The sequence below is a fragment of the Pinibacter aurantiacus genome (genome assembly GCF_019130065.1).
GTDB classification, from domain to species: domain Bacteria; phylum Bacteroidota; class Bacteroidia; order Chitinophagales; family Chitinophagaceae; genus Pinibacter; species Pinibacter aurantiacus.
In genome coordinates this window covers 87477-108833 of record NZ_JAHSPG010000016.1, presented here as the reverse complement: position 1 = coordinate 108833, position 21357 = coordinate 87477, and the positions used below count along the sequence as shown (strand labels likewise).

The 21357-nt window shown below is 41.3% G+C and carries 19 protein-coding genes and 1 tRNA gene; 10 read left to right on the top strand and 10 right to left on the bottom strand.

What is annotated here, in order from left to right; genetic code table 11:
• Window positions 1–93 precede the first annotated feature (93 nt).
• Window positions 94–1305 (top strand): diaminopimelate decarboxylase, encoded by a 1212-nt coding sequence (lysA, locus tag KTO63_RS21560; protein ID WP_232373284.1) that lies wholly within the window; start codon window positions 94–96, stop codon window positions 1303–1305.
• Window positions 1306–1524: 219 nt separating this feature from the next.
• Here lysA and KTO63_RS21555 read toward each other — a convergent pair whose 3' ends face one another.
• From KTO63_RS21555 to KTO63_RS21540, 4 genes are all read right to left on the bottom strand, one after another.
• Window positions 1525–2496, bottom strand: coding sequence for a DUF5777 family beta-barrel protein (locus KTO63_RS21555; protein WP_217794035.1), 972 nt, complete (start codon window positions 2494–2496; stop codon window positions 1525–1527).
• A 115-nt stretch (window positions 2497–2611) separates the two neighbouring features.
• Window positions 2612–3169 carry a YceI family protein gene (locus tag KTO63_RS21550; RefSeq protein ID WP_217794034.1) on the bottom strand — a complete coding sequence of 186 codons (558 nt, stop codon included), beginning with the start codon at window positions 3167–3169 and terminating at the stop codon, window positions 2612–2614.
• Between the two features lie 43 nt (window positions 3170–3212).
• Window positions 3213–3860, bottom strand: coding sequence for a hypothetical protein (locus KTO63_RS21545; RefSeq protein ID WP_217794033.1), 648 nt, complete (start codon window positions 3858–3860; stop codon window positions 3213–3215).
• A gap of 26 nt (window positions 3861–3886) precedes the next feature.
• Window positions 3887–5017 (bottom strand): c-type cytochrome, encoded by a 1131-nt coding sequence (locus KTO63_RS21540; protein ID WP_217794032.1) that lies wholly within the window; start codon window positions 5015–5017, stop codon window positions 3887–3889.
• Between the two features lie 265 nt (window positions 5018–5282).
• Here KTO63_RS21540 and KTO63_RS21535 point away from each other — a divergent pair, with 265 nt between their 5' ends.
• On the top strand, window positions 5283–5681 hold the full coding sequence (locus KTO63_RS21535; RefSeq protein ID WP_217794031.1) for an OB-fold protein: 399 nt from the start codon (window positions 5283–5285) through the stop codon (window positions 5679–5681).
• 68 nt (window positions 5682–5749) lie between these two features.
• Here the strand turns inward: KTO63_RS21535 and KTO63_RS21530 are convergent, their stop codons facing one another.
• Window positions 5750–6355, bottom strand: a complete 606-nt coding sequence (locus KTO63_RS21530) for a hypothetical protein (protein ID WP_217794030.1) — start codon at window positions 6353–6355, stop codon at window positions 5750–5752.
• A gap of 353 nt (window positions 6356–6708) precedes the next feature.
• Here KTO63_RS21530 and KTO63_RS21525 point away from each other — a divergent pair, with 353 nt between their 5' ends.
• The 4 genes from KTO63_RS21525 to KTO63_RS21510 all read left to right on the top strand — a co-directional run bounded on the left by KTO63_RS21525 (window position 6709) and on the right by KTO63_RS21510 (window position 11224).
• A complete protein-coding gene (locus KTO63_RS21525) occupies window positions 6709–8337 on the top strand; it encodes a C1 family peptidase (protein ID WP_217794029.1) in 1629 nt (542 codons plus the stop codon).
• A gap of 184 nt (window positions 8338–8521) precedes the next feature.
• Window positions 8522–9016, top strand: coding sequence for a thioredoxin family protein (locus tag KTO63_RS21520; RefSeq protein WP_217794028.1), 495 nt, complete (start codon window positions 8522–8524; stop codon window positions 9014–9016).
• Between the two features lie 97 nt (window positions 9017–9113).
• A complete protein-coding gene (locus tag KTO63_RS21515; RefSeq protein WP_217794027.1) occupies window positions 9114–9602 on the top strand; it encodes a DUF4442 domain-containing protein in 489 nt (162 codons plus the stop codon).
• Window positions 9603–9820: 218 nt separating this feature from the next.
• Window positions 9821–11224, top strand: coding sequence for an MBL fold metallo-hydrolase RNA specificity domain-containing protein (locus KTO63_RS21510; RefSeq protein WP_217794026.1), 1404 nt, complete (start codon window positions 9821–9823; stop codon window positions 11222–11224).
• A 143-nt stretch (window positions 11225–11367) separates the two neighbouring features.
• Here KTO63_RS21510 and KTO63_RS21505 read toward each other — a convergent pair whose 3' ends face one another.
• The 3 genes from KTO63_RS21505 to KTO63_RS21495 form a co-directional block, all read right to left on the bottom strand.
• Window positions 11368–14880, bottom strand: a complete 3513-nt coding sequence (locus KTO63_RS21505; protein ID WP_217794025.1) for a PKD domain-containing protein — start codon at window positions 14878–14880, stop codon at window positions 11368–11370.
• A gap of 332 nt (window positions 14881–15212) precedes the next feature.
• On the bottom strand, window positions 15213–16382 hold the full coding sequence (locus KTO63_RS21500; RefSeq protein WP_217794024.1) for an O-succinylhomoserine sulfhydrylase: 1170 nt from the start codon (window positions 16380–16382) through the stop codon (window positions 15213–15215).
• A 125-nt stretch (window positions 16383–16507) separates the two neighbouring features.
• On the bottom strand, window positions 16508–16936 hold the full coding sequence (locus KTO63_RS21495) for an OsmC family protein (protein ID WP_217794023.1): 429 nt from the start codon (window positions 16934–16936) through the stop codon (window positions 16508–16510).
• Window positions 16937–17021: 85 nt separating this feature from the next.
• Here KTO63_RS21495 and metX point away from each other — a divergent pair, with 85 nt between their 5' ends.
• Window positions 17022–18047 carry a homoserine O-acetyltransferase MetX gene (gene metX, locus KTO63_RS21490; RefSeq protein WP_217794022.1) on the top strand — a complete coding sequence of 342 codons (1026 nt, stop codon included), beginning with the start codon at window positions 17022–17024 and terminating at the stop codon, window positions 18045–18047.
• 94 nt (window positions 18048–18141) lie between these two features.
• On the opposite strand, the gene KTO63_RS21485 is transcribed toward metX, so the two are convergent.
• Window positions 18142–19530, bottom strand: a complete 1389-nt coding sequence (locus KTO63_RS21485) for a vWA domain-containing protein (RefSeq protein ID WP_217794021.1) — start codon at window positions 19528–19530, stop codon at window positions 18142–18144.
• A gap of 202 nt (window positions 19531–19732) precedes the next feature.
• Here KTO63_RS21485 and KTO63_RS21480 point away from each other — a divergent pair, with 202 nt between their 5' ends.
• The 3 genes from KTO63_RS21480 (at window position 19733) to KTO63_RS21470 (ending at window position 20990) form a co-directional block, all read left to right on the top strand.
• Complete coding sequence (locus tag KTO63_RS21480; protein WP_217794020.1) at window positions 19733–20368, top strand: hypothetical protein; 636 nt, start codon at window positions 19733–19735, stop codon at window positions 20366–20368.
• Window positions 20369–20487: 119 nt separating this feature from the next.
• Entirely contained in the window at window positions 20488–20739 is a 252-nt protein-coding gene (locus KTO63_RS21475; protein ID WP_217794019.1) for a type II toxin-antitoxin system Phd/YefM family antitoxin, read from the top strand.
• Entirely contained in the window at window positions 20736–20990 is a 255-nt protein-coding gene (locus KTO63_RS21470; protein ID WP_217794018.1) for a Txe/YoeB family addiction module toxin, read from the top strand. Before KTO63_RS21475 ends, KTO63_RS21470 begins: the two co-directional genes overlap by 4 nt.
• Before the next feature lie 182 nt (window positions 20991–21172).
• Here the strand turns inward: KTO63_RS21470 and KTO63_RS21465 are convergent.
• Window positions 21173–21244, bottom strand: a tRNA-Glu gene (locus tag KTO63_RS21465).
• Window positions 21245–21357: the final 113 nt, after the last annotated feature.

The window sequence follows — 21357 nt, the reverse complement described above, 5'->3', positions numbered from 1 at the left end:
AACAACGCCGGCCTCCGGCACACATTACATCTTTGCCTTAAAATCTCTTAAATTCGCAAATTCTATTCAGTTAATAGGTTTAATAAAACAATTATGTCCAGTTTATCCAAAGAGTATTTAGTACAGTTAGCCAACCAGTTTGGAACGCCTCTTTATGTGTATAATGCAGAAAAAATAAAGGAACAATACAACAAACTAAACAGCGCGTTTAAGGATGTTAATGCGCGTTTCTTTTATGCATGTAAGGCATTGTCTAACATAAACGTACTGAAGTATGTAGAAAGCATCGGTGCTTCTTTGGATTGCGTGAGCATTAACGAGGTGAAGCTTGGTTTAAAAGCTGGTTTTACACCAGACAGAATCCTTTTCACTCCAAACTGTGTTGATTTTGAAGAAGTGGTGGAAGGAAAAGAATTGGGTGTTCACCTGAACATTGATAATATTTCCATTCTGGAAAAATTTGGGACACGTTTCGGCAACTCCTATCCTATCTGTATTCGCTTTAACCCGCATATCATGGGTGGTGGAAACTATAAAATTTCAACCGGTCACATCGATAGCAAATTTGGCATTTCTATTCACCAGATGCGCCATATCGAGCGTGTTGTGAAAAGCACCAAATTGCACGTAAGAGGCATTCACATGCACACCGGAAGTGATATTAAAGACGTGAATGTTTTTCTTCAGGGTCTTGAGATCATGTTTGAACTTGCAACACATTTTCCTGAACTGGAGTTCATCGATCTGGGAAGTGGTTTTAAGGTTCCTTACCAGGAAGGTGACGTTCAAACTGACATCAATTTGCTTGGTCAAAAAGTAGCGGAAGCATTTCATAGCTATGAAAATGAAACAGGCAAAAAAATCCAGGTTTGGTTTGAGCCGGGCAAATTTTTGGTAAGCGAAAGCGGCTATTTTGTTGTGAAAGCAAACGTTATCAAACAAACTACGGCGACAGTGTTTGTGGGTGTTAACAGCGGATTCAACCACCTGATCCGTCCGATGTTCTACGATGCTTATCACCGCATTGAAAATATCACCAATCCAAATGGCCACGAAAGAATCTACACCGTCGTAGGAAATATTTGTGAAACAGATACTTTCGCATGGGACAGAGCTTTGAATGAAGTGCGCGAGGGAGATTTTCTTGTATTTTATAATGCAGGAGCTTATGGATTTGAAATGAGCAGCAACTTTAACTCAAGATTGAAACCTGCTGAAGTATTGGTAAAAGATGGCGAAGCAATTTTGATCCGCAAGAGAGATGTGTTTGAGGATTTGATGAAAAATCAGATCGAGGTGTTGTAGGGAGCACGCAGATGACACAGATTGGACTGATTTACACTGATTTTAAAATTGAGTCCACGTGTTTAATCTAAACTCTCAGAAGTGCATTCAATTAAACCGCTTTCTGATAAAGCATCTCGTACATTGTACACGAAGAAATACAAACGAAGCTAGATAAAAACAACAAAAGGCCATGAAGCGAAACGCTCATGGCCTTTTTGTTTTTCATATGTCAATATCCTATGGAGCGGTCTTTACCACTTTTTTTAACCCGAAACTTCTGTTGATAGTGAAGCCCAGGGAGAAATTACCTTGTTTGAAATCACTTGTATTTCTTGACAGCTGCGTAATGTTGCTCGCTGCTGTTGTGCTGCTTACATAGAATTGAAAAATGTGCCCGCCTGTATCCCAGTCATAACCCAGTGAAATCAAATCAGGGTTGTAGCTAATCATGCCTCCTGTTTCTGCAGAATACAAATCTTTATAGCCATTCAACTGACGGGAATATTCAAATGTCAAAGCTTTCTTTGAAGTGAACTTATAACGTCCGCCTATACCTACAGAGAACACGTTATTTGCCTGATGCCCCCCTGATGTTTTGTAATCATAGTATGGGGTATAGTTATAGTGTACATAAGAAGGCGTTAACTGCAATGAAAGTTTATCGCTGAACTTACGTGCAATTAATATTTGATGCAAGTATGACATTCTGTTCCAAACGAAATCCTCCGGACTTGGCCCTTCAGAACAATCGATGTGCATGGTAGAAAACCAATCGAGTGTAACAGGAATATTTCGTTCTCCAGTTTGTTGTCTTAATAATTTTAGTTTACCCCATAGCTCATACTGGGCTTTTCCTGTCATTGCAAGACCCACGTTGCCCCAGGTTGTAGGAGAATAGTCGAGTGACAGGAGCGTGTTTGCAACTCCACCGTTCAAGCCTGCGAACTCGGCAAGATTGGACCAACCTTTGCCATTTTCCCAAATGTTGCCGAAATGGTGGGAGATCATGAACTGCAGGTTGCCCTTACCGGTTATCTCAACACTTTGCATGTTGATTACACGAGTTGACTTGAAAGTACCTGTTGTTATGTTCTGTTTAGGTTTCGCACTGTCTTCTTTCTCTAAATCTCCCAACAAGTCATCCTGTGCCACTGCTTTGAACTGGCCAAGCAGTAAGCATAGTACTGTAAATAATGTTATTCTTTTCATCTGCGTATTCGTTTTATTTTGGCCGGATGCCCGCCTGATCGACTTTGGTCGGGCAGGGAATTTGCCCCTCGCCATCGGGCAGGGGGCTCATTTCATCCTGATAAATATTTTAACCCTATTGGTTTAGTTGAAACTTAATGGTAGCACTGATTGGAGTTTGATCTGCCAATTTTGGTTTTACTACGGCAGGAATCTCGATATTGAATTTATCGGCCTGAATAGGAAAGTCGCAATAGAATGTTGCTACTTTGTTTTTCACCTCAAGCTTTACCGGAGATTTAAACGAATTAGTAACACCGTGCAATGTTATCTGACCTTCAGATGAAATGTTATAAGTGCCGTCTTTTGCCAGCATGTCTTTTGTAAAACCAATCAACTTGCCTTTGTAAGAAGCATTTGGAATTTTATCTGTATGCAGATAGTTTTCGTTAAAGTGTTCTTCCAACAATGCATTATTAAAGTGGAAAGTTTTCATTGGCACAAGCAGTGCTACTTCTGAAGTTTCAACCTTAAGCACAGCTGTTGCCTCTTTAGAAGCTGCGGCATAGTCCTTGTGACTTTGGTCTTTATTTGGATTGAATGTCAGGTAACCATCTCTTGTTTTATATGTTTGAGCGTTTAATACGCTTACGCCTAAAACGATTGATAATGTCAATAAAAGAATGTGTTTCATAATTCTGTTTTTAAAAGTTTATTACTGTTTACAATCTGATTAATTATTGAGGCATACCGGCAGACAACCATGCATTGATAGCGGCCCATGTTGAACTTCCAAGGGTCAATTTTCCGCCAGGGTGTCCGGAAGTACCCTTTGAGCTTACCATACTTGTTAGTTTGTCTTTATCTCCGACGAGTTTTGCAAAAGTTAATGTTGGACCAAGGCCGGTGTGACAAGAACCGCCTGCACATGTGCTGCTCACCATTGCCTGGATAGTGTTGGAATAAGTCACATTTGTAGGAGTTCCGCCGCTGCTTCTATCATCTGGTGAGCCCTGATTTATCCAACTTCTTAGAACGCTTATTTCCTGTGGTGTCAGGTATACATCGCCACCGCCAGGGTGTTTACCGCCGTTTATCCAGCTTTCTATCAACGATGTTTTGCCCAGTATCACATCATAGAGAATAGTGTCTTTTCCGTTATAGCCTCCATTGGAAAATCTTACAGCATTATCGCTTCCAGTGGTGTTTGTAGGCTTAACTGTATTATGACAACCACATCCTCCCGACACATAAATTGGCACAACTGATTTGGTAAAAGAGATGGTTGAATCCGGCAATACTATATCTGCTTTATTATTATAGCAGGATGGTGCATATAAGGCTATTCCAGATAATACCACCATTGCTAGCATTAATTTTTTCATTATTTAAAATTGAAGTATTGTTAAACTTATTTTTTCAGGATAGGATTTCCTTGGGCATCTTTAAAAGCAGGCGTAGTGCCGTTGCCATATTTCCACACGTCAGGAATATTCGGATCCAAGAAATACCACCCTTTAATTATAGCTACTTCGGAGCTTTTCAAATGTCCGTCTGCTGAAGCCATATTGCCAGACTTCGCAAAACCTTTAAAAGATATTGTTGCATCAACCTTCGCCAACAAATTATTGTTTCCAGAGGTTGCCGAAACAAAAAGATCCTTTGTAACCTTGTTAGTGGTAGTGACTGATCTCAATGCATTTGGATAACAAATATTAAACAAGAGATTATTATAATTATTCAATGGATCAAGAGGACTGCTAGGTGATTTTCTTACCGTGTCAGTATTACTCAAATTTGTAAAATACCTTATCACACTATCCTGATATGATTTCCAGATACGTTTGTTTAAAGTATCATTAACAGAAAGACAGCCAGGTGGGTTAGGCGGCATTGCTCCATGCACTGGCGCACTAATTGTATCTAGCGTGGTAAGAGATCTTCCAAAATCAGTCGCATTGCCCTTCCGTGCCCAATTACCAACACAAACCTTGTCGTTATGACATACCGCAGTACAACCACCAGTGATCAACCTTACTGCCGTTGGTCTATAATCAGCCAGAACTGGTGTTTCATTAGCACCATTTTTAATCCAGTTGTAGATTGAAATTTTGTCTTCTGTAGAGACCGCTTTTTCAGTTGTGATAGGTGGCATTGCTTTGTTCAGATCGTTTGTGGTGATTACCTGCCAAAGTTTGCTTGCTTCTGGATTTCCGGGCACTACCAAACTCTTGATATCATTGAATGTAACCAGGTTTGGTTTAATGTTGTTATTGTGGCAATTGGCACAATTGGCTTTTATGATCGATTGAATACCTGTAGTGATAATGCTGTCGTTAATGGACTTCGCAGTAGCAATACTTAAAACCGTTGTGTCATAAAATGGCGAAAAAATTGTTGAGTCAATGTCGGAGGATGCCAAACCCCTGAAGATTGAAGAGGCATTTTTGCCTTCCTTTTTGCACTGCACCGCTACTATAGACATAAGCACGGCGCACAGCATAAAGGCTAGTGTTTTGATTGTAATTAGATGTCGTTTCATTGTACTTAAAGATTGAGATGTATGAAAGCGAGAATGATCTTTTCAAGAAGCAGGCAATAATAGCGTGAACTTGTGATGACAAAACTATGACGATGAAGAACGGTTTTTCATGACAACCATTTTCCAAAAAACTGATTGTAGACGTATAAACGAAGTTCAAAACGCTGACAATTGTTATCTTTTGGAATGAGGGCTATTATAAAATTTAGGAAATATGGGGTATACTTTTGAGTTAGATTAAGTAACAAAAAATCATCGAACCGTTATGAATAAGAAAAAGTTTATACTCCTCGTTCTGTCAATGGGCATTGCAGTTGCCAGCTGGGCCACATGGTATGTTTTCTTTAAACCACACAGGAATGTGGGCGCCGAAAAAGCTAAATACGAGGTTACATCAAGTACGCTTTCAAGCGAATTCAAAACCGATACTGCAGTGGCTCTGAGAAAGTATATCAATCAAGCAGTACTGATACAGGGAAAGGTTACAAACGTAGATGGCATTACAGTTTCACTGAATAATATTGCATGCAATATTGATTCAACAGATATCAGCAAAATAAGCGGCATTAAAACCGGTGATAATATTAAAGTTCAGGGCTTACTGGTAGGCTATAATGATTTAATGGAAGAAGTTAATATCGCTGAATGCGTTATTAAAAAATAAAAGGGTATTGTTTTTAAGGTTTGATTTAGAACGTTCCCGGTCACAAAATGACCGGGACGTTTTTTTTATCAGAAATCATACACAAGGCTCACACCTCGCACACTAATTTTCAAACCGCCCGGAAAATCTCCTGTTCCGGGAATAGTTATATAATGCAGGAATTTATCCTGTATAACTCCGCCATCTGGAAATGTTGTATCCGTTACTGTTAGATAATTATCAGGTGGCAATGTGCCCGGAGGCAAATTAATGAACGACATCTCTATTTCACCTGATGGTGAATGCCTGTTTGCATGCTTACGCAAAAAGAATGCGATCACAGTATTTGTGGTAGTATTCATGTAGTGAATAGAAATAGATTTTAGTATTGCGCCCACGGGTATTGGCAATGCAACACTAAGATCTCCGGGCGCAACCGCTGCGCATCTTCCGTCTTGAAAATGATCTACATATCCGGTGGCACTGCTAAGCGGAAAAAATGCAGCGCTCTCGATGTAAATCGTGTGTCTTTTTCTCAAAATTTTGTCAATAATACCTTTTGCAGGAGTTTTCTTTGGCGCCGCCTTCTTAGCAGCTTTTTTGGCGGGAACACTTTTTTTAGCAGGAGTCTTTTTGGCAATTGCTTTTTTAGCAGCGCTCTTCTTTGGAGCGGCTTTCTTTTTTGCTGAAGCCATAGAACAGGTTTTTTAGTTACTAAAAGGTTTACCGTGAACCAGGAGTGGAATGATATTTCCGCGTAGCGAATTAATAATTAATAATTAAGAATTAATAAACTCACCTGTCCGAGACTTCGTTCTGCGTGCGTTTAGCGGCATCAAAAAACAGAAAGCCACAGCTTATAACGACAGTAACCTTATTAATTATTCTTTATTAATTATTAATTGACTTGTGGTCTTTTCAACTCTGATTCCTATGCTTAAGATAAACATATATTTCCGCTATTTAAAACTCTTGACCTTATTGAAATGTTTAAAAGAAAATTTTTAACTTTCTTCACCCTTTATTTTTTACCAAAAAGAATACAGCTATGCCAATTCGAATGACAGACGATCAGCCGGAAGAACAATTCAATGACGACAACAGTGGTGGCGGCCGCGGTGGTGGTGGCTTTGGGGGAGGCGGCGGTGGCTTGCTGGCGTTGTTACCTTTATTGTTAAGTTTATTCAGAGGCAAGAGAATTTTTCTTTTGATACTCATTCTGATAGGCGGCTATTTTCTTTTGGGCCGCGGAAGTGGCTGTGGCATTGGCGGCGGGGCGATTACAAATCAAATTGCCAACGGTCTTGCTACCGGTGGTTTTCTCGATCCGAAGCAATTTGAAAAGGCCAACATCTATGAATCATTAGATGATGATGATAGCAAAAATCCTTTGCCGGAAAGCTCCAATCTCCAAAAGTTTGCGCCCGCTGTTGGCGACCAGGGAAAACAAGGCAGCTGTGTGGCCTGGAGTAGCGCTTATGCCGCCAGGAGTATTCTTGAATCTGGCAGAACCGGCCAATCCGGCGATGCGGTTAAATTCAGTCCGGCGTTTTTATATAACCAAATTGGATTGGATAATTGTGAAGGTTCGTATATCATCCGCGCTATGGAATTCATGACGCAAAGAGGCGCTGTACCTTACGACCAATTTCCTTACACCGACCAAAACTGTAGCAGGCAACCATCTCAACAGCAGATGCAGGATGCTTCCCAATTTAAAATGAGGGGCTTTAACAGGCTTTCTCTTGGTGACAGAAATGACGTGATTGATCTTCGCGCCATCAAAGAAAATTTATCGCAAGGAGCACCTGTTGTTATCGGTATGATGGTGGGTCAAAGTTATATGCAGGATATGAAGGGAAAGGACCTGTGGACACCGGCGCCGGGTGACCAGCAAATGAATGGATTTGGCGGCCACGCACAATGTGTGGTGGGCTATGATGATAAAAAATATGGCGGTTCATTTTTGATCATGAACAGCTGGGGACCTGAATGGGGAAATAATGGTTTCGCATGGGTGCGTTACGGCGATTTCAAATATTTTGTTCGTGAGGCATACGGCCTTGAGCCGATGCAAAAAGTTGGCGCTGCCGCAAACGAACCGCTTACCTGCGAAGTAGGTCTTGTAGAAGTTCAGTACGACAATAACCAGAAACGTACGATCGCCCGCGGCTATATTCCTTTAAAACTAACCGGCGGCAATACATTTGAAACCGTTTCTCCGTTAAAAAAAGGAGGGACGCGTTTTAAAATGGAAGTTAAAAACAGCACTGAATGTTACGTATATGTTTTCGGTAAAGAAACCGACGGCACCTCTTATACGTTGTTTCCTTATCCAAGAAAAGATGATCCTACCAAAACAAAATACTCTCCATTCTGTGGCATTGCAGGATATCGCTTGTTTCCAAAAGATAAAAGCATGCAGCCGGATAGCATTGGCACGAAAGACATAATGGCCGTTGTGGTAAGTAAAAAAGAATTGAACTGGAACCAGTTGAACGCGAGCATTGCCCAAAATCCATCTCAGGATTATGGTGCGAGACTATCAAAAGCATTGGGTTCAGCATTGGTGCAAAATGTAAGGTTTCAGCCATCTTCAAAGGGTAATATTGCATTCTCGGTGCCTGCAACAGATAACCAGGTAGTTGCTTGTTTGGTGGAGATTGACAAGCAATAAGAAATACAGGAACGCTGGTTTTCATGATTGTCATGATTTGAATGTGATTTTTGATTTGAATGTGAAACTGAAATTTAAGACTTGAGGTTAACTGGCAGTAGGTCGCTTTAAATTTCAAATCATAACAAATCATGAAAATCTTGAAAATCTGCGTTCCATCTTCGTTCTTGTTTTAACTTAGGAGATGAAACAGATTGTAACCCTTTTAGTTATTTGCTTACTAAACTCTGCATTCGCATTTGCGCAAGACTCTACTTTCAATATTTACAAGCCGTCAGAAAATGTGGTGCTTGCTTTAAACAAAGCCATCAGGCAGGCCAAAGACGAAAAGAAACATGTATTCGTGCAGATAGGCGGTAACTGGTGCGTTTGGTGCGCAAGGTTTTACAAGTTCACCACGGCAGATGCCCAAATAGATTCGCTTATTAAAGCGGACTATGTTGTATATCATTTGAACTACAGCAAGGAAAACAAAAACACTCAAATGCTGGAAAAGCTGGGATATCCGCAGCGATTCGGCTTCCCGGTGTTTGTAATTCTGGATGAAAATGGAGAGCGATTGAATACGCAAAATTCTGAGTACCTTGAACAGGGGCATTCTTACAACAAAACAAAAGTGATGGAATTCCTCCAAAACTGGAATGTAAAAGCGCTCGATCCTAATCAATACAAATACTAAGTCAAAAGGAAAAATTAAAGAGTCAGGCCTTATAATACGGACAAAATCCTGATGCCATAGCATCTTGAACTTATCACTCATAACTCACAACTTGTCTATGCCAAATGAAAATAAGTTTCTTCAACTGGTCAACAATTCGTTTAAGTACAAGCTTTTTCTTTTATCGAATTTGCCGGCTGCTTATTTCAGCGGTGTTCGCGTAAAGCACGCAGATGAATCGTCCTGTACGGTCACCGTGCCTTTCAAATGGTTTTCAAAAAATCCATTCAGGTCAACCTATTTTGCTTGTTTGGGTATGGCGGGCGAACTGAGTACGGGTGTTTTGGCAATGGCTCATTGCTATCAATCCGATCCTGCAGTGTCTATGCTTGTAAGAAACATGGAAGCGAGCTTTACCAAAAAAGCAACGGGCGTTACAACGTTCACCTGCAACGATGGCGAGGCAATTAAAAACACAATTGCCAAAGCAAAACAATCTGGTGAAGGAGAAACATTACGGGTAAAATCAACGGGCGTAAATGAGGCAGGAGAGGTAGTTGCGGAGTTTTATATTACATGGGGGTTTAAAGTAAAAAGACAAAATTAAAAAGGCAAAAATCGTTGACAATTTTTGCCCATACAGGACAGTTTAATGTTTAAGCTTTTTTACTTTTTACTTTTTACTTTTTACTTTTTACTTTTTACTTTTTACTTTTTACTTTTTACTTTTTACTTTTTACTTTTTACTTTTTACTTTTTACTTTTTACTTTTTACTTTTTACTTTTTTACTTTTTTACTTTTTTTATTCACTATAACTTGTTTTTATGAAAATAGCATTCCACGGCGCGGCCAGAACAGTTACGGGTTCTAAACATTTATTGACTCTTAAGAATGGAAAAAAATATTTGCTGGATTGCGGTATGTTTCAGGGTATGGGCGATAAGACAGATGCGCTCAACCGCACATGGGGCTTCGATCCTGCGGAGGTAAATTACTTGATCCTTTCGCATGCACACATCGACCATAGTGGTTTAATCCCAAAACTTGTCAAAGATGGTTTTCACGGAAAAATTTTCTGCACACCTGCCACCAAAGAATTGTCGCAGGTGCTGTTGCTTGATTCGGGAGAAATCCAGGAAGACGATGTAAAGTATGTAAACAAGGTGCGTGCATCTCAGGGTGCGCCTTACTTACAGCCGCTTTATACAATCGAAGACGCGAAGAATAGTTTTCCTTTTTTTAATGAAGTGGATTATGATCAGTGGTTCCGGATCGATGAAGATGTTGAGGTAATGTACACAGATGCAGGTCACATCATAGGTAGTGCCGCTGTGCATTTGCGCATACAGGAGAATGGTAAAAGCAGCCGTCTTTCTTTTAGTGGCGATGTGGGACGTTATCGTGACGCGATCCTCCGATCACCGGAAGAATTTCCTCAAACGGATTATATGATCATAGAATCCACTTATGGCAATAGTTTGCACGATATGGAAATTACCACACCAGATCAATTGTTACACTGGATCGAAAGAACTTGTTTGCAGAAAAAAGGAAAGTTGATCATGCCTGCATTCAGTGTTGGCCGCACGCAGGAAATTCTATATTACCTTAATCAACTTGAAATAGAAAGACGCCTTCCTGATCTTGATTATTTTGTTGATAGTCCACTCAGTATTGAGGCAACAGAAGTGGTAAAACACTATTCGCGTTATTTCAACAAAACAATACAAGAGTTGCTGAAGAAAGATAACGATCCATTTGGTTTTAAAGGATTGAAATATATTAAATCGGTGGAAGAATCAAAGCAGCTTAATTTCCGCAAGACCCCTTGTGTAATCATTTCAGCGAGTGGTATGGCAGATGCAGGAAGGGTGAAACATCACATCAGCAATAACATCGAGAACAGCCGCAACACAATTTTAATGACTGGCTATTGCGAACCTAATTCACTTGGCGGTCGATTATTAGCTGGTAGAAAAGAGGTTTCCATTTTTGGCGTGGAACATGAAGTGCATGCGGAAATAGCTTCTGTTAGAAGCATGAGTGCCCACGGCGATTATGAGGACCTTTCTCAATTCCTTGCTTGCCAGGATCCCAAGCAGGTAAAAAAATTATTCATTGTTCACGGCGAATACGAAGTGCAGCTGCATTTCAAACAAAGGCTAATTAAGAAAGGGTTTTCGGATGTAGAGATTCCGGAAATGCATTATGAGGTAGGACTTGGATGAGAGTGGAGAATTGAGAGTGGAGAGTTAGTTGAAAGCTGCGTAGTGCTTAACACTAACAGAACCCTTTTAGCGTTTAGTATCAAGCGTCATGCACTAACTGCCAAGGCATTTTCAACTCTCAACTCTCAATTCTCAACTCTCAATTACATTATAATCGCCACATACCCACTTATCGGCTGCCTTCCATTGTGCGGCTTTATGACCCAGTAGTATGTTCCCACAGGCAGTTTGGCGCCATTAAAAGTTCCATTCCATGGGGTGCCATAGCCAACCGATCTATACACCAATTGACCATAACGGTTATAGACTTCTACTTCACAGCCCGGGTAATCAGACAAGGAGGTAATGATCCATGTATCGTGAATGCCATCGCCATTTGGAGAGAACGCGTTCGGCACCTTCACATACTTCAGCACTTTTACATTTACATCCGCACTGGTCGTGCAGCCATCGGCAGATGTCGCAGTGAGTGTATAAGTAATATCATTGGATGGCGAAATAGTTGGTGTGAGCGAATGACTATTTTCCATTGCCACTGGTGGCTGCCAACTATACGATAAATTATTTCCGGAGGCAGTCGCCGGCATCAACGTGGTGCCCCCCTCAAGCGATGTTATATTTGCCTGTACGTTAATAATCGGTGTTGGGTTAACTGTTATAAAACGTGTTGAATCAGCACTGCATCCGTTGCTGGCTACAAATGTGAATTTGATTGGAAACTTACCCACTCCTGCCCTGTGTGGATCAAATGTTTTTCCCGACACAACTCCAACCCCGGCGTATGTTGCCGTGCCGGTAAAACCATCGGTGTTAGATGCAGCAGTTAAGACTATTGGCGATGCCTCCTGGCAAATCGGTGATAGTGAATCAAATGCCAGTACAGGCGTTTGCTTCAAAGTAATGGTTGTGTCAAATTCATCAAAACAGGTCGCTCCTGAGTAAGCTTTATAGTGTACAGCAAATGACTTTTCACCACTGGCTGAAGTAAAACTTTTATATAAATGCGAATATACTTTTCCGTTATACGGATAGTCATCTGTAGTTTTTTCGGATTGATCATTATTATAATCCCACCATATTTCAAGCTTTACCATATTGCCAAAAATAACCTGAGAAGTATTGGTAATGTCAAGCGCCGTATTGCTGCAAAAATTAGTATTGTTAATTGAAAATTTGGCCTCCTTTACGGCACCGTTTATCGTAAAGCTCTTTATCGTGTCAGACGTGCAACCTTTGTCTGAAGTAACGGTAAGTTTTGCCTGGTAATTGCCCACTGAAGTATAGTGCCACTGCGGGTTTGCATTTGTTGGATACGTTCCTGCGGGAGACGTGCCGTAATTCAAATCCCATTTGTAGGTTAAAGTAGAATTATCCCCTACCGAAGACGAATCGGTAAAAGTTGCAACACCATCGTCAAGGCAATTTCTTGGAGCGCCAAAGTTCGCCAGCGGCTGATAGTTAACCGTTACGGGAACCGTTTGAACGCTGCTCCTGCAACCGCTGTCGGACTCAACAAGCAATGAAACATTATAGCTTCCTTGTTTCGCGTAGATATGTGTGGGTGTTTGCACAAACAAACTATCTGTATTGTCTCCAAAACTCCAATGCCATTTTGTAACATTTCCTTTGGGTACAGTAGATTGATTAATGAAAGTTACCCCCTTGGTTTCACACAAGGGTAGCGAGGTGCTAAAATGTGCTACCGGCAAAGGGTTTATTGAAATCGTTTTTACCGCGGTATCTGACAAACATCCTACATCGGTGATGTAAGAATATTTGACCACGGAATCGCCAATGGCTTTAAAGACATAGTTTGGACCTGCAGTATCAATTATTTTTCCGTGTCCCATGTCCCAGTGTACCAATATTGATTGTCGTGTGTTATTTGGGTCCGCAATCTCCTTGAAGCTTACCACATCCTTGAAGCAGCCGGAGAAGTCATAAGAAAAATCAGCTTTGGGCTTATCAAAAACTTCCAAATCATAATCTATTTGCTGCTCGCCGGTGCAGCCATTTGTTACTGTCGGATTGTTTACGATAACCGATATCGGATAGGTGGCCGGTGTATGAACCGTATAGTATCTGTCGAGCTTATAACGATAAAGCGTTTTTGCCCCAACACTCCATGTAGAATCATACACAGGATTGTTGACCGTGGTATCATTAAACAAGCCATTGAACTGATATTTCAGGCTCAACGGTTGATACGGAAAAACATTATAAAACTGAAACGGCGCGTCTTTACAAGCCGCCGGGAAATTGACCGTTGCGTAAGAATTCTTAATTGTTATGAATTGGTAAAGGTCAACGAGATTGGTTCCTGCAGAATAGCCATACGTTTCGTGGTCTCCCATGCCATAGGCGATGGCGTTAAAGCCCGAATCGCAGTTGAGGTTATGCGTGCCCTGCCCTACCGATATCTGCGCATAGGAGTATTTTGAATCCTGTGGCAATGTGCTGAAATAGTTGCCTATGGGACTACCATCTAAACGCATACTGCTTAGGGCCGCTCCTTCATTCTTCACAGCGATATTGATATATTGTTCTCTGATCAAATAATGACTTGTGGAGTTTAGCGTCACCTGCCTGATGGTTTGCTCAACAGGATTTATGAAGATCATTTCTGGATCGTTGTAGGTTCCTATTGTTCCATTACCTCCTCCGTTTGCATTACAGGCCTGTGTTGGGAAATATTGCGCCACCATGATGGGCATATCGGATTCAATAACATTAGTGGTACTATTGTAGAACTCGTAATACAAATTGTTGGTAAAACTGCCTGCGGATATTGCAGCCCCATTTACATATACCTGGGCAGCGGGGTTCGATTTAATAATGCGGTAGATATTGAGCGGCCTTCCACTGCTGGGCACAGTTATATATTTTTTGCCCCAGGTATTGGTAGGATATACTTGTTGAAACAAATTGTCTGCAGTGGTACATCCTTGATTTTCCGGTGTACTAATGTAAACTTTTCCGCTTCCGCTATACACGGCTATTCGTTTACAGTTTCCGGTTCCATTGGCAATAGACTTGATCGTGGAACCGGTAAGGTCCTTGTTTGCAAGAACCTGGTAAACCTGCCCGGTATTCAATGTCACCGTATTTACAGAACCTGCGGCCCAACCGCCAATAGTTGCCTGTGCCGGGGTAATTTCAACCGTTGTATTGTCTTCTGTAGCAATTACAAAGAAATATGAATAGGCCGGTTCTTCATTGCTTTTTTGTGTGTAGTTAATGGAGTAATATTCTTTCCCCAGGGTATTTGTGGGTAAACAAACAGTGGCGCCTGATACTGCTGACGCATATATGTGTGCGTACACAACCACTGCTTTGGCTGCAGTAACATGAATGCCATAATTCGAAAGTCCATCCGATAGCAGCCGCGCCGATTGAGGAATTGCTATCTCAGTTATCTGATTGGCAGTGACTGTAAAATTCTGGCTAAAAATCCCGCTGATAGAAACGGTACCTGTTGTATTAACATCAGATGTGATGTAGAGGGCCATCTGCTCCTGCTGATTTGCGTTGGTGGCGAACATCTTGACGTGGTTGCCATACCCGATCCAAAAATCCTTTCCTTTGTTTGAAAAGTCCTGCGCCTTTGTGCTCCAAAAGCTCAATATTAATAGAGTAAAGAGATATATTTTCTTCATGACCAAGTACGGTATTCAAGCAATTTATCCAATAATACAAACAGATTCTCTTTCGAGTAACCGGTTAACAAACCATTTTCTTTAGCAATAAGATAAGTCTTAGGAAAGGAAAATTTATCACAGGTAGCCTGGCTTTTAAAAACAGACAGTTTTCATAAAATTAGGTCTGGGTCGTATGTAAAGTACAATGTATCGATAAAATGGGGAATTACGCAGACAGGCAGTTGACTATTTTGAAAAAAATGGCACAATTACGTCAAAAATCAAAAGTCAAAAGTCAAAAAAAAAGTCCCCGCGAACGGGGACCTTATAACTCATTACTCATAACTTTCTTAGCTCCTATCTATCGCCTGCAATATATCATTCATAATATCAGTCACATTTTCGAGACCAACAGAAATACGGATGAGTCCCGGAGTAATACCAACTTTTTCGCGCTCTTCATTGGTAAGCTTAGCGTGCGTTGTGCTTGCAGGATGCGAAGCTATGCTTCTTGTATCCCCAAGATTCGCAGTAAGTGTGAGCATTTGCAAAGCATCCAGGAAATTACGGCCAGCTTCCAGGCCGCCCTTTAATTCAAAACATACAATGCCCCCGCCATTTGTCATCTGTCGCATCGCAATTTCATGTTGAGGGTGAGATTGCAAAAATGGATAACGAACAGAACTTATTTTTTCATGCCCTTCCAATGCCTTTGCTATTTTCAGTGCGTTAGAGGCGTGGCGCTCCATACGGACCTCCAGTGTTTCGAGGCTACGACTCAATATCCAGGCATTGAATGGAGAAAGAGATGGTCCGGTACTTCTGCAAAACAGGTACACTTCATGGATCAATTCTTTCTTGCCCAATACAACACCGCCGAGCACACGTCCTTGCCCATCGAGCCATTTGGTAGCAGAATGCACGATAATGTCTGCACCAAAATCAATCGGTCGCTGCGCGATCGGCGTGGCAAAACAATTGTCTACGTTCAGTAAAAGATTATGCTTCCTGGCAAATTTTCCGGCAGCTTCCAGGTCAATCACTTCCAGTGCAGGATTGGTGGGCGTTTCCAGGAAAATCATTTTGGTATTTGGCTTTACCGCCGCTTCCCAGCTTGCCACGTCATTTGCATCCACATAAGTGTATTCAATGCCATATTTGGACAAATACTTTGTAATAACGGTATGCGTGCTTCCAAAAATGGCGCGGCAGGAAATCAAATGATCTCCTTGCTTTAAAAAGGTCATGAATGATGCAAAAATGGCGCTCATACCACTTGCAGTTGCAAAGCCGGCTTCCGTGCCTTCCAGCGCCACCATTCTGTCAGTAAACTCCTGAACATTAGGATTGCTGAATCGCGTATAAATATTGTTGTCGTTTTCGTCCGCGAATGTCGCACGCATTTCCTCCGCATCATCGTAGCAAAAACTACTAGTAAGAAACAAAGGCGAAGAGTGCTCCATCTCGTCTGTGCGCGGCACTTGTGTACGGATGACTTTAGTTATAGGATGATGTGACATTTTTTAATTAATAATTAATAAAGAATAATTAATAGAGCGGTCTTCATACTGGTCGTGAGGGATGGTGAATTAACAGGGCATACACTGGTAAACACGCAGCCTTATTAATTCTTAATTATTAATTATTAATTCATCTCGACCATTCTCACTTCCCACGTAATCTCACAACCCGCTCTGCGGAGGGTTTCAGCTACGGAGCAATATTTTTCCATAGAGAGCTGAGCGGCACGTTTAGCCTTGTCTTCATCTACGGAATCGCCCAGTTCAAACACTATTTTGGCGCTTTTCCAAAGGGCAGGCTCTTTACCGGTTTCTCTTTCCGCTTCTACAAACATTTTAAAGTGGGTAATATCCTGGCGCTGTTTCTTTAAAATACTTACCACATCAATGCCGCTACAACCGCCAAGACTCATTAAAAGCACCTGCATTGGTCTGGCTCCGTAGTTATTACCGCCTGTTTCGGGACTGGTGTCCATTTTTACCACATGTCCCATGCTGTCCGTTGCTTCAAAGCCGTATCCGGGCTCAGAAAGGTTTATCTCAATATTTACCATGGCGAAGAAATTTTAAAAGAAAAAAAATTTTAGCAAAGGTAACATCACACGCCGTTACTTTGCACCCTAATTATTTTGATTTTAGATGTTGCAAACGCTACATATTAAAAAAAGTTTTGAACTTGAAAGCGGTGATACCCTGCCGGAAGTAACTATCGGATACCACACCTATGGCACCCTCAATGCCAGCAAAAGTAATGTGGTATGGGTTTGTCACGCGCTTACCGCCAACAGCGATGCTACCGACTGGTGGAAGGGAGTAGTGGGCGAAAATTCAGCCATCGATCCCAATAAATATTTCATCGTCTGCGCCAATATCCTGGGTTCTTGTTACGGCAGTACCGGCCCCCAATCCATTAATCCGGTGACCGGCCAGTCTTATTTTGCCGATTTTCCGCTGATTACCATTCGAGATATGGTAAAAGCGCATATTCTTTTAAAGGAGCATTTGGGCATTTCCTCTGTGCACCTGTTGATGGGTGGCAGCATGGGCGGCTACCAGGTGCTGGAATGGAGTGTGATGGAACCAGGGGTAATCAAAAACATTTTCCTTATTACAACCTCTCCGGCCGAAAGCGCCTGGGGAATTGCTATTCATACAGCCCAGCGACTGGCCATTGAGGCAGATGAAAGCTGGAAGGAAAAACGCATCGGCGCGGGTGAAAAGGGCCTGAAAGCGGCAAGAGCCATTGGCATGCTCACCTATCGCAACTACGATATGATGGTGCATCAGCAAGCCGATCACGATCATGAAAAGCTGGATAATTTTAAAGCCTCTTCATACATTAACTACCAGGGCGATAAACTGGTAAAAAGATTTTCTGCGCAAAGCTATTGGGCACTTACCAAAAGCATGGACTCTCACAACATTTCACGCGGCCGCGGCGGCAATCTTGCTGCAGTTTTGAGACGCGTTCCACAAAGAGCTTTGGTAATGGCAATAGCAAGCGATATTTTATGCCCGCCAAAAGAACAGCAGTTTATAGCCGAGCATTTGCCCAACGCCACCTATATAGAAATTGACTCCTCTTACGGTCATGATGGCTTCCTGGTTGAGTTTCAGATCATTTCAGAGGCGTTAACGAGATGGCTGGGGCATGTAGCAGAATAACTGAAAAAAGCTTAATGCCAAACGCCTAATGCTTAACGCAAAGCTCTGCGTTGTGCATTAGGCGTTAAGCGTTCTGCAAAAATCAATTATTCGGTTATTGTTTTTTAAGCTTCTTCACTTCATAATTCGCAGACTTGTTCGATTTCTGGTACAACTTTACATCTTCAAGTTTCATGTTTTGCACGCTGTCGAGGTTTTTAGTGTATTCCTCCAATTGTAGCTCCTGCTTCTGAAGCTTTTCAGACTTGTATTTGTCTTTAGAAACCCTGATCGTTTTTAGCGTACTGTCTGCTTTTCTTTTTGCGGTTTTATAGTCGCCGCGATCCACGTCGGCAAGTATTTCGTCAAATTTTTCAGCAGACGTAAATACGGCAATCATCTCCTGCACCACAGGATCTCGAAACTTTTCTACTTTTTCTTTCTCTTTTGTAAGGTTAATAGTGGCATTTCCTGCAAGATTTTTTTCCTGAAACGTTTCTGCGTCGGTATAAGAAAGGTTACAATTAAAAGAGAAAGCTGCCTTATGGCGATTTACCGGTTTTAGTTTGATCAATACGGCTTTCTCGTCGTTGGCATAAATATCATTGAATTTGATCTCAACCTTGTTGTTCTTTAGTTCGTATGGATAGCCGTACACTTTTTCACATTCCATGCCATCAGGTAAGGTAACAGATACAGCTGCATTCTGTGCCACAACGCTTAAAAGGCCTTTTAACTCATTTGCAAAAATTCCGGGTATCTGATCCGCTTGTTTTATGAAATAATAGTTTGCGCGGCCGGTTTCAGCCAGCAGGGTTAGCAGGTCCTCGTTATAATCTGCCCCAAGCCCAAACGTGGAAAGCGCGATTCCATTTTCTTTATACTTATTGTCCACCAGTTTTTTTAATTCCGATGGGTCCGTAATTCCCACATTCGCGAGGCCATCAGTTAGTAACAACACACGATTCACATACCCAGCCTTCATTGTTTTTGCCACTTGCCAATACCCTTGCAACGTGCCTCCCGACAAATTGGTGGACCCCCGGTCGCAGATCTGATCTATGGCAGCTTTCAGCATCTCTTTGTTTTTTACAGGCTGTGAAGGGCTGGTCACTTCTACTTTGTCATCATAATTAACAATAGATAAAATGTCATTGCTGTTTAACTGGTCCACCACAAACATTGCCGCTTTTTTTGCGTATTCTATCTTATCACCGGCCATTGAACCGCTGCGATCCAGCACCAGTGATATGTTCAGAGGAACTCTTTTTTTATCGTTTTTATTTTCGCCGCTCTTTATGTTGATGTACAGGTAGGGATCTTCATTGCCATCATAAAGGAGATAGGCACCTGAGGTCCTCACTTGCCAGCGAATCAGGTTGGAAGAGTCGTCAATGGCAGCCTTTTGCGACTTAGGTGAATTCTCGCCTTGTCCGCTGGAAAAACTACAAGATAAAACGATACAGACTGCAGCAAATGCTAAACAAAAGCCAGTCAATTTCATTTTGAAGGGTTTTAGTTGTTGGGAAAATGGTGTGAACAAAACGAAGATGCGGAAAACATTATTTTGCACAAGAGCGAAAACCTTTTTGCTTTTCTTTCACTTTTCTTCACGTGGTAAATATCATTTTTTTAAGGACATTGGTAACAGAATTATCTCGTCGGTCAATCAATTATTCAATTATTTTTATGAAATGAAGAACCACATGAAAAAAATACTGATTCTCTCGGGCGCGTTGCTCGCCACTACAACTTTCGTAAAGGCGCAGGACCTGGACTACCCAGATTTTCGCCAGAAAAAGGACCAATGGGCGCGCATGATGGAAAAAGACCTAAAAGCTGATCTGGCAGCTTTTACGATGGCCGGCATTGAGGAAAGCATCAATAAAAAGCCATTTCCCAAACTTCCATTGCGGGATGTTAACAGCAATTCAGCAACCTACTCAGGAGATGGAATTACCGTGTACATTCAAACGGGAAGATTTGTTCCAACAAAACACAAACTGAATTTGGTAGAAGACCATTTGGTAAGAATAGATGGCAAACCTTTTTATGGCTGCTATGGCATTACGCCGCAAACGACCATCGATTCTATCAGCGTGATCATTGATAAAGACACAGTCGCTATACCTTCTGTTGCGTACAAAGATCTTTACAACCCCACCTTTTCATTTTCAAATGAAGGCAACCAGAAAACACGCAACGCTGTTTACGTAACACCGGATAAAAAAAATATTTACATCTACATGCTCGGCATGGGCGATCGAGGCACGGAATATACTTTTATCATTCGTGATAAGAAGTATGCGAGAAGAGTGCTGGACTGGGGAGTATTGAAATAGTTTTTTTGGTTAGACTTATGACCTTAATCGTAAGTTTTTTTGTTTCAATTCTTTATTATTCTCAACAAAGTATTGTACAACATTTTGTACAACAATCCTTTTCTGTTACATTTGTAGTTATGATAGTCACCTATTCAGATTTCAGACAGAAATTAAAAGGTTATTTGGACGAAGTCTTCAATAACCATACTCCTCTTCATGTAACGCGAACGAAAGGAGAAAATATAGTTGTGCTTTCAGAAGCAGATTATGAGAGCATAATGGAAACTTTTTACCTGTTAAGATCTCCAAAAAATGCAGAACGCCTTCAAAGAGCAATTGATCAATATGAAAAAGGAAAAGGCAAGGAACGAAAGCTTATTGAAGAATGAGAATAATTTTTCTTGAAGATGCCTGGGAAGATTATCTCTATTGGCAACAAACCGACAAAGCAATGCTTCGTAAGATCAACACCTTGATTAAAGAAATCATTCGTACTCCATTTGAGGGAACAGGGAAACCTGAACCACTCAGAGAAAATCTTTCTGGGTTTTGGTCACGCAGAATAAATCTGGAGCATCGGATTGTTTACAAAGAAGAAGGCGATTCTATTGTTATTGTGCAATGTCGATATCATTATTAATTGCAGCGTTCTTGGTAGACAAATTAGAAATCGAATGCAACTACTTTACGTTAGATATTTTTGAAACACTGGTTACGAGCCAGTGTTTTTTTATTCCATTTTTATCAAAGAAAAAAGGAAATGACGCGAAATAAAGAGCATGCTATAAACGAAAAAAGCTCCGAATTTCTTCGAAGCTTTTGTACCGCGTACGGGAATCGAACCCGTCATTCATCCGTGAAAGGGATGCGTCTTAACCGATTGACCAACGCGGCGTTTCCGTTAAGGGAGTGCAAAGATAAGCCTGTGTTTCTTTCTACCAAAAAAATCTTCAAAAACTTTCAAATTATTTTTTCAATCATCTGTAAATAAATGTTTTCGCTTTCAA

Excerpts from the sequence above, each read along its gene's own strand:
- KTO63_RS21510 (WP_217794026.1), top strand. The coding sequence starts at position 9,821 with ATGAAAATAGCATTCCACGGCGCGGCCAGAACAGTTACGGGTTCTAAA.
- KTO63_RS21515 (WP_217794027.1), top strand. The coding sequence starts at position 9,114 with ATGCCAAATGAAAATAAGTTTCTTCAACTGGTCAACAATTCGTTTAAG.
- KTO63_RS21535 (WP_217794031.1), top strand. The coding sequence starts at position 5,283 with ATGAATAAGAAAAAGTTTATACTCCTCGTTCTGTCAATGGGCATTGCA.
- KTO63_RS21530 (WP_217794030.1), bottom strand. The coding sequence starts at position 6,355 with ATGGCTTCAGCAAAAAAGAAAGCCGCTCCAAAGAAGAGCGCTGCTAAA.
- KTO63_RS21500 (WP_217794024.1), bottom strand. The coding sequence starts at position 16,382 with ATGTCACATCATCCTATAACTAAAGTCATCCGTACACAAGTGCCGCGC.
- KTO63_RS21475 (WP_217794019.1), top strand. The coding sequence starts at position 20,488 with ATGATAGTCACCTATTCAGATTTCAGACAGAAATTAAAAGGTTATTTG.
- KTO63_RS21485 (WP_217794021.1), bottom strand. The coding sequence starts at position 19,530 with ATGAAATTGACTGGCTTTTGTTTAGCATTTGCTGCAGTCTGTATCGTT.
- KTO63_RS21470 (WP_217794018.1), top strand. The coding sequence starts at position 20,736 with ATGAGAATAATTTTTCTTGAAGATGCCTGGGAAGATTATCTCTATTGG.
- KTO63_RS21520 (WP_217794028.1), top strand. The coding sequence starts at position 8,522 with ATGAAACAGATTGTAACCCTTTTAGTTATTTGCTTACTAAACTCTGCA.
- KTO63_RS21545 (WP_217794033.1), bottom strand. The coding sequence starts at position 3,860 with ATGAAAAAATTAATGCTAGCAATGGTGGTATTATCTGGAATAGCCTTA.
- KTO63_RS21555 (WP_217794035.1), bottom strand. The coding sequence starts at position 2,496 with ATGAAAAGAATAACATTATTTACAGTACTATGCTTACTGCTTGGCCAG.
- lysA (WP_232373284.1), top strand. The coding sequence starts at position 94 with ATGTCCAGTTTATCCAAAGAGTATTTAGTACAGTTAGCCAACCAGTTT.
- metX (WP_217794022.1), top strand. The coding sequence starts at position 17,022 with ATGTTGCAAACGCTACATATTAAAAAAAGTTTTGAACTTGAAAGCGGT.
- KTO63_RS21480 (WP_217794020.1), top strand. The coding sequence starts at position 19,733 with ATGAAAAAAATACTGATTCTCTCGGGCGCGTTGCTCGCCACTACAACT.
- KTO63_RS21495 (WP_217794023.1), bottom strand. The coding sequence starts at position 16,936 with ATGGTAAATATTGAGATAAACCTTTCTGAGCCCGGATACGGCTTTGAA.
- KTO63_RS21505 (WP_217794025.1), bottom strand. The coding sequence starts at position 14,880 with ATGAAGAAAATATATCTCTTTACTCTATTAATATTGAGCTTTTGGAGC.
- KTO63_RS21550 (WP_217794034.1), bottom strand. The coding sequence starts at position 3,169 with ATGAAACACATTCTTTTATTGACATTATCAATCGTTTTAGGCGTAAGC.
- KTO63_RS21525 (WP_217794029.1), top strand. The coding sequence starts at position 6,709 with ATGCCAATTCGAATGACAGACGATCAGCCGGAAGAACAATTCAATGAC.
- KTO63_RS21540 (WP_217794032.1), bottom strand. The coding sequence starts at position 5,017 with ATGAAACGACATCTAATTACAATCAAAACACTAGCCTTTATGCTGTGC.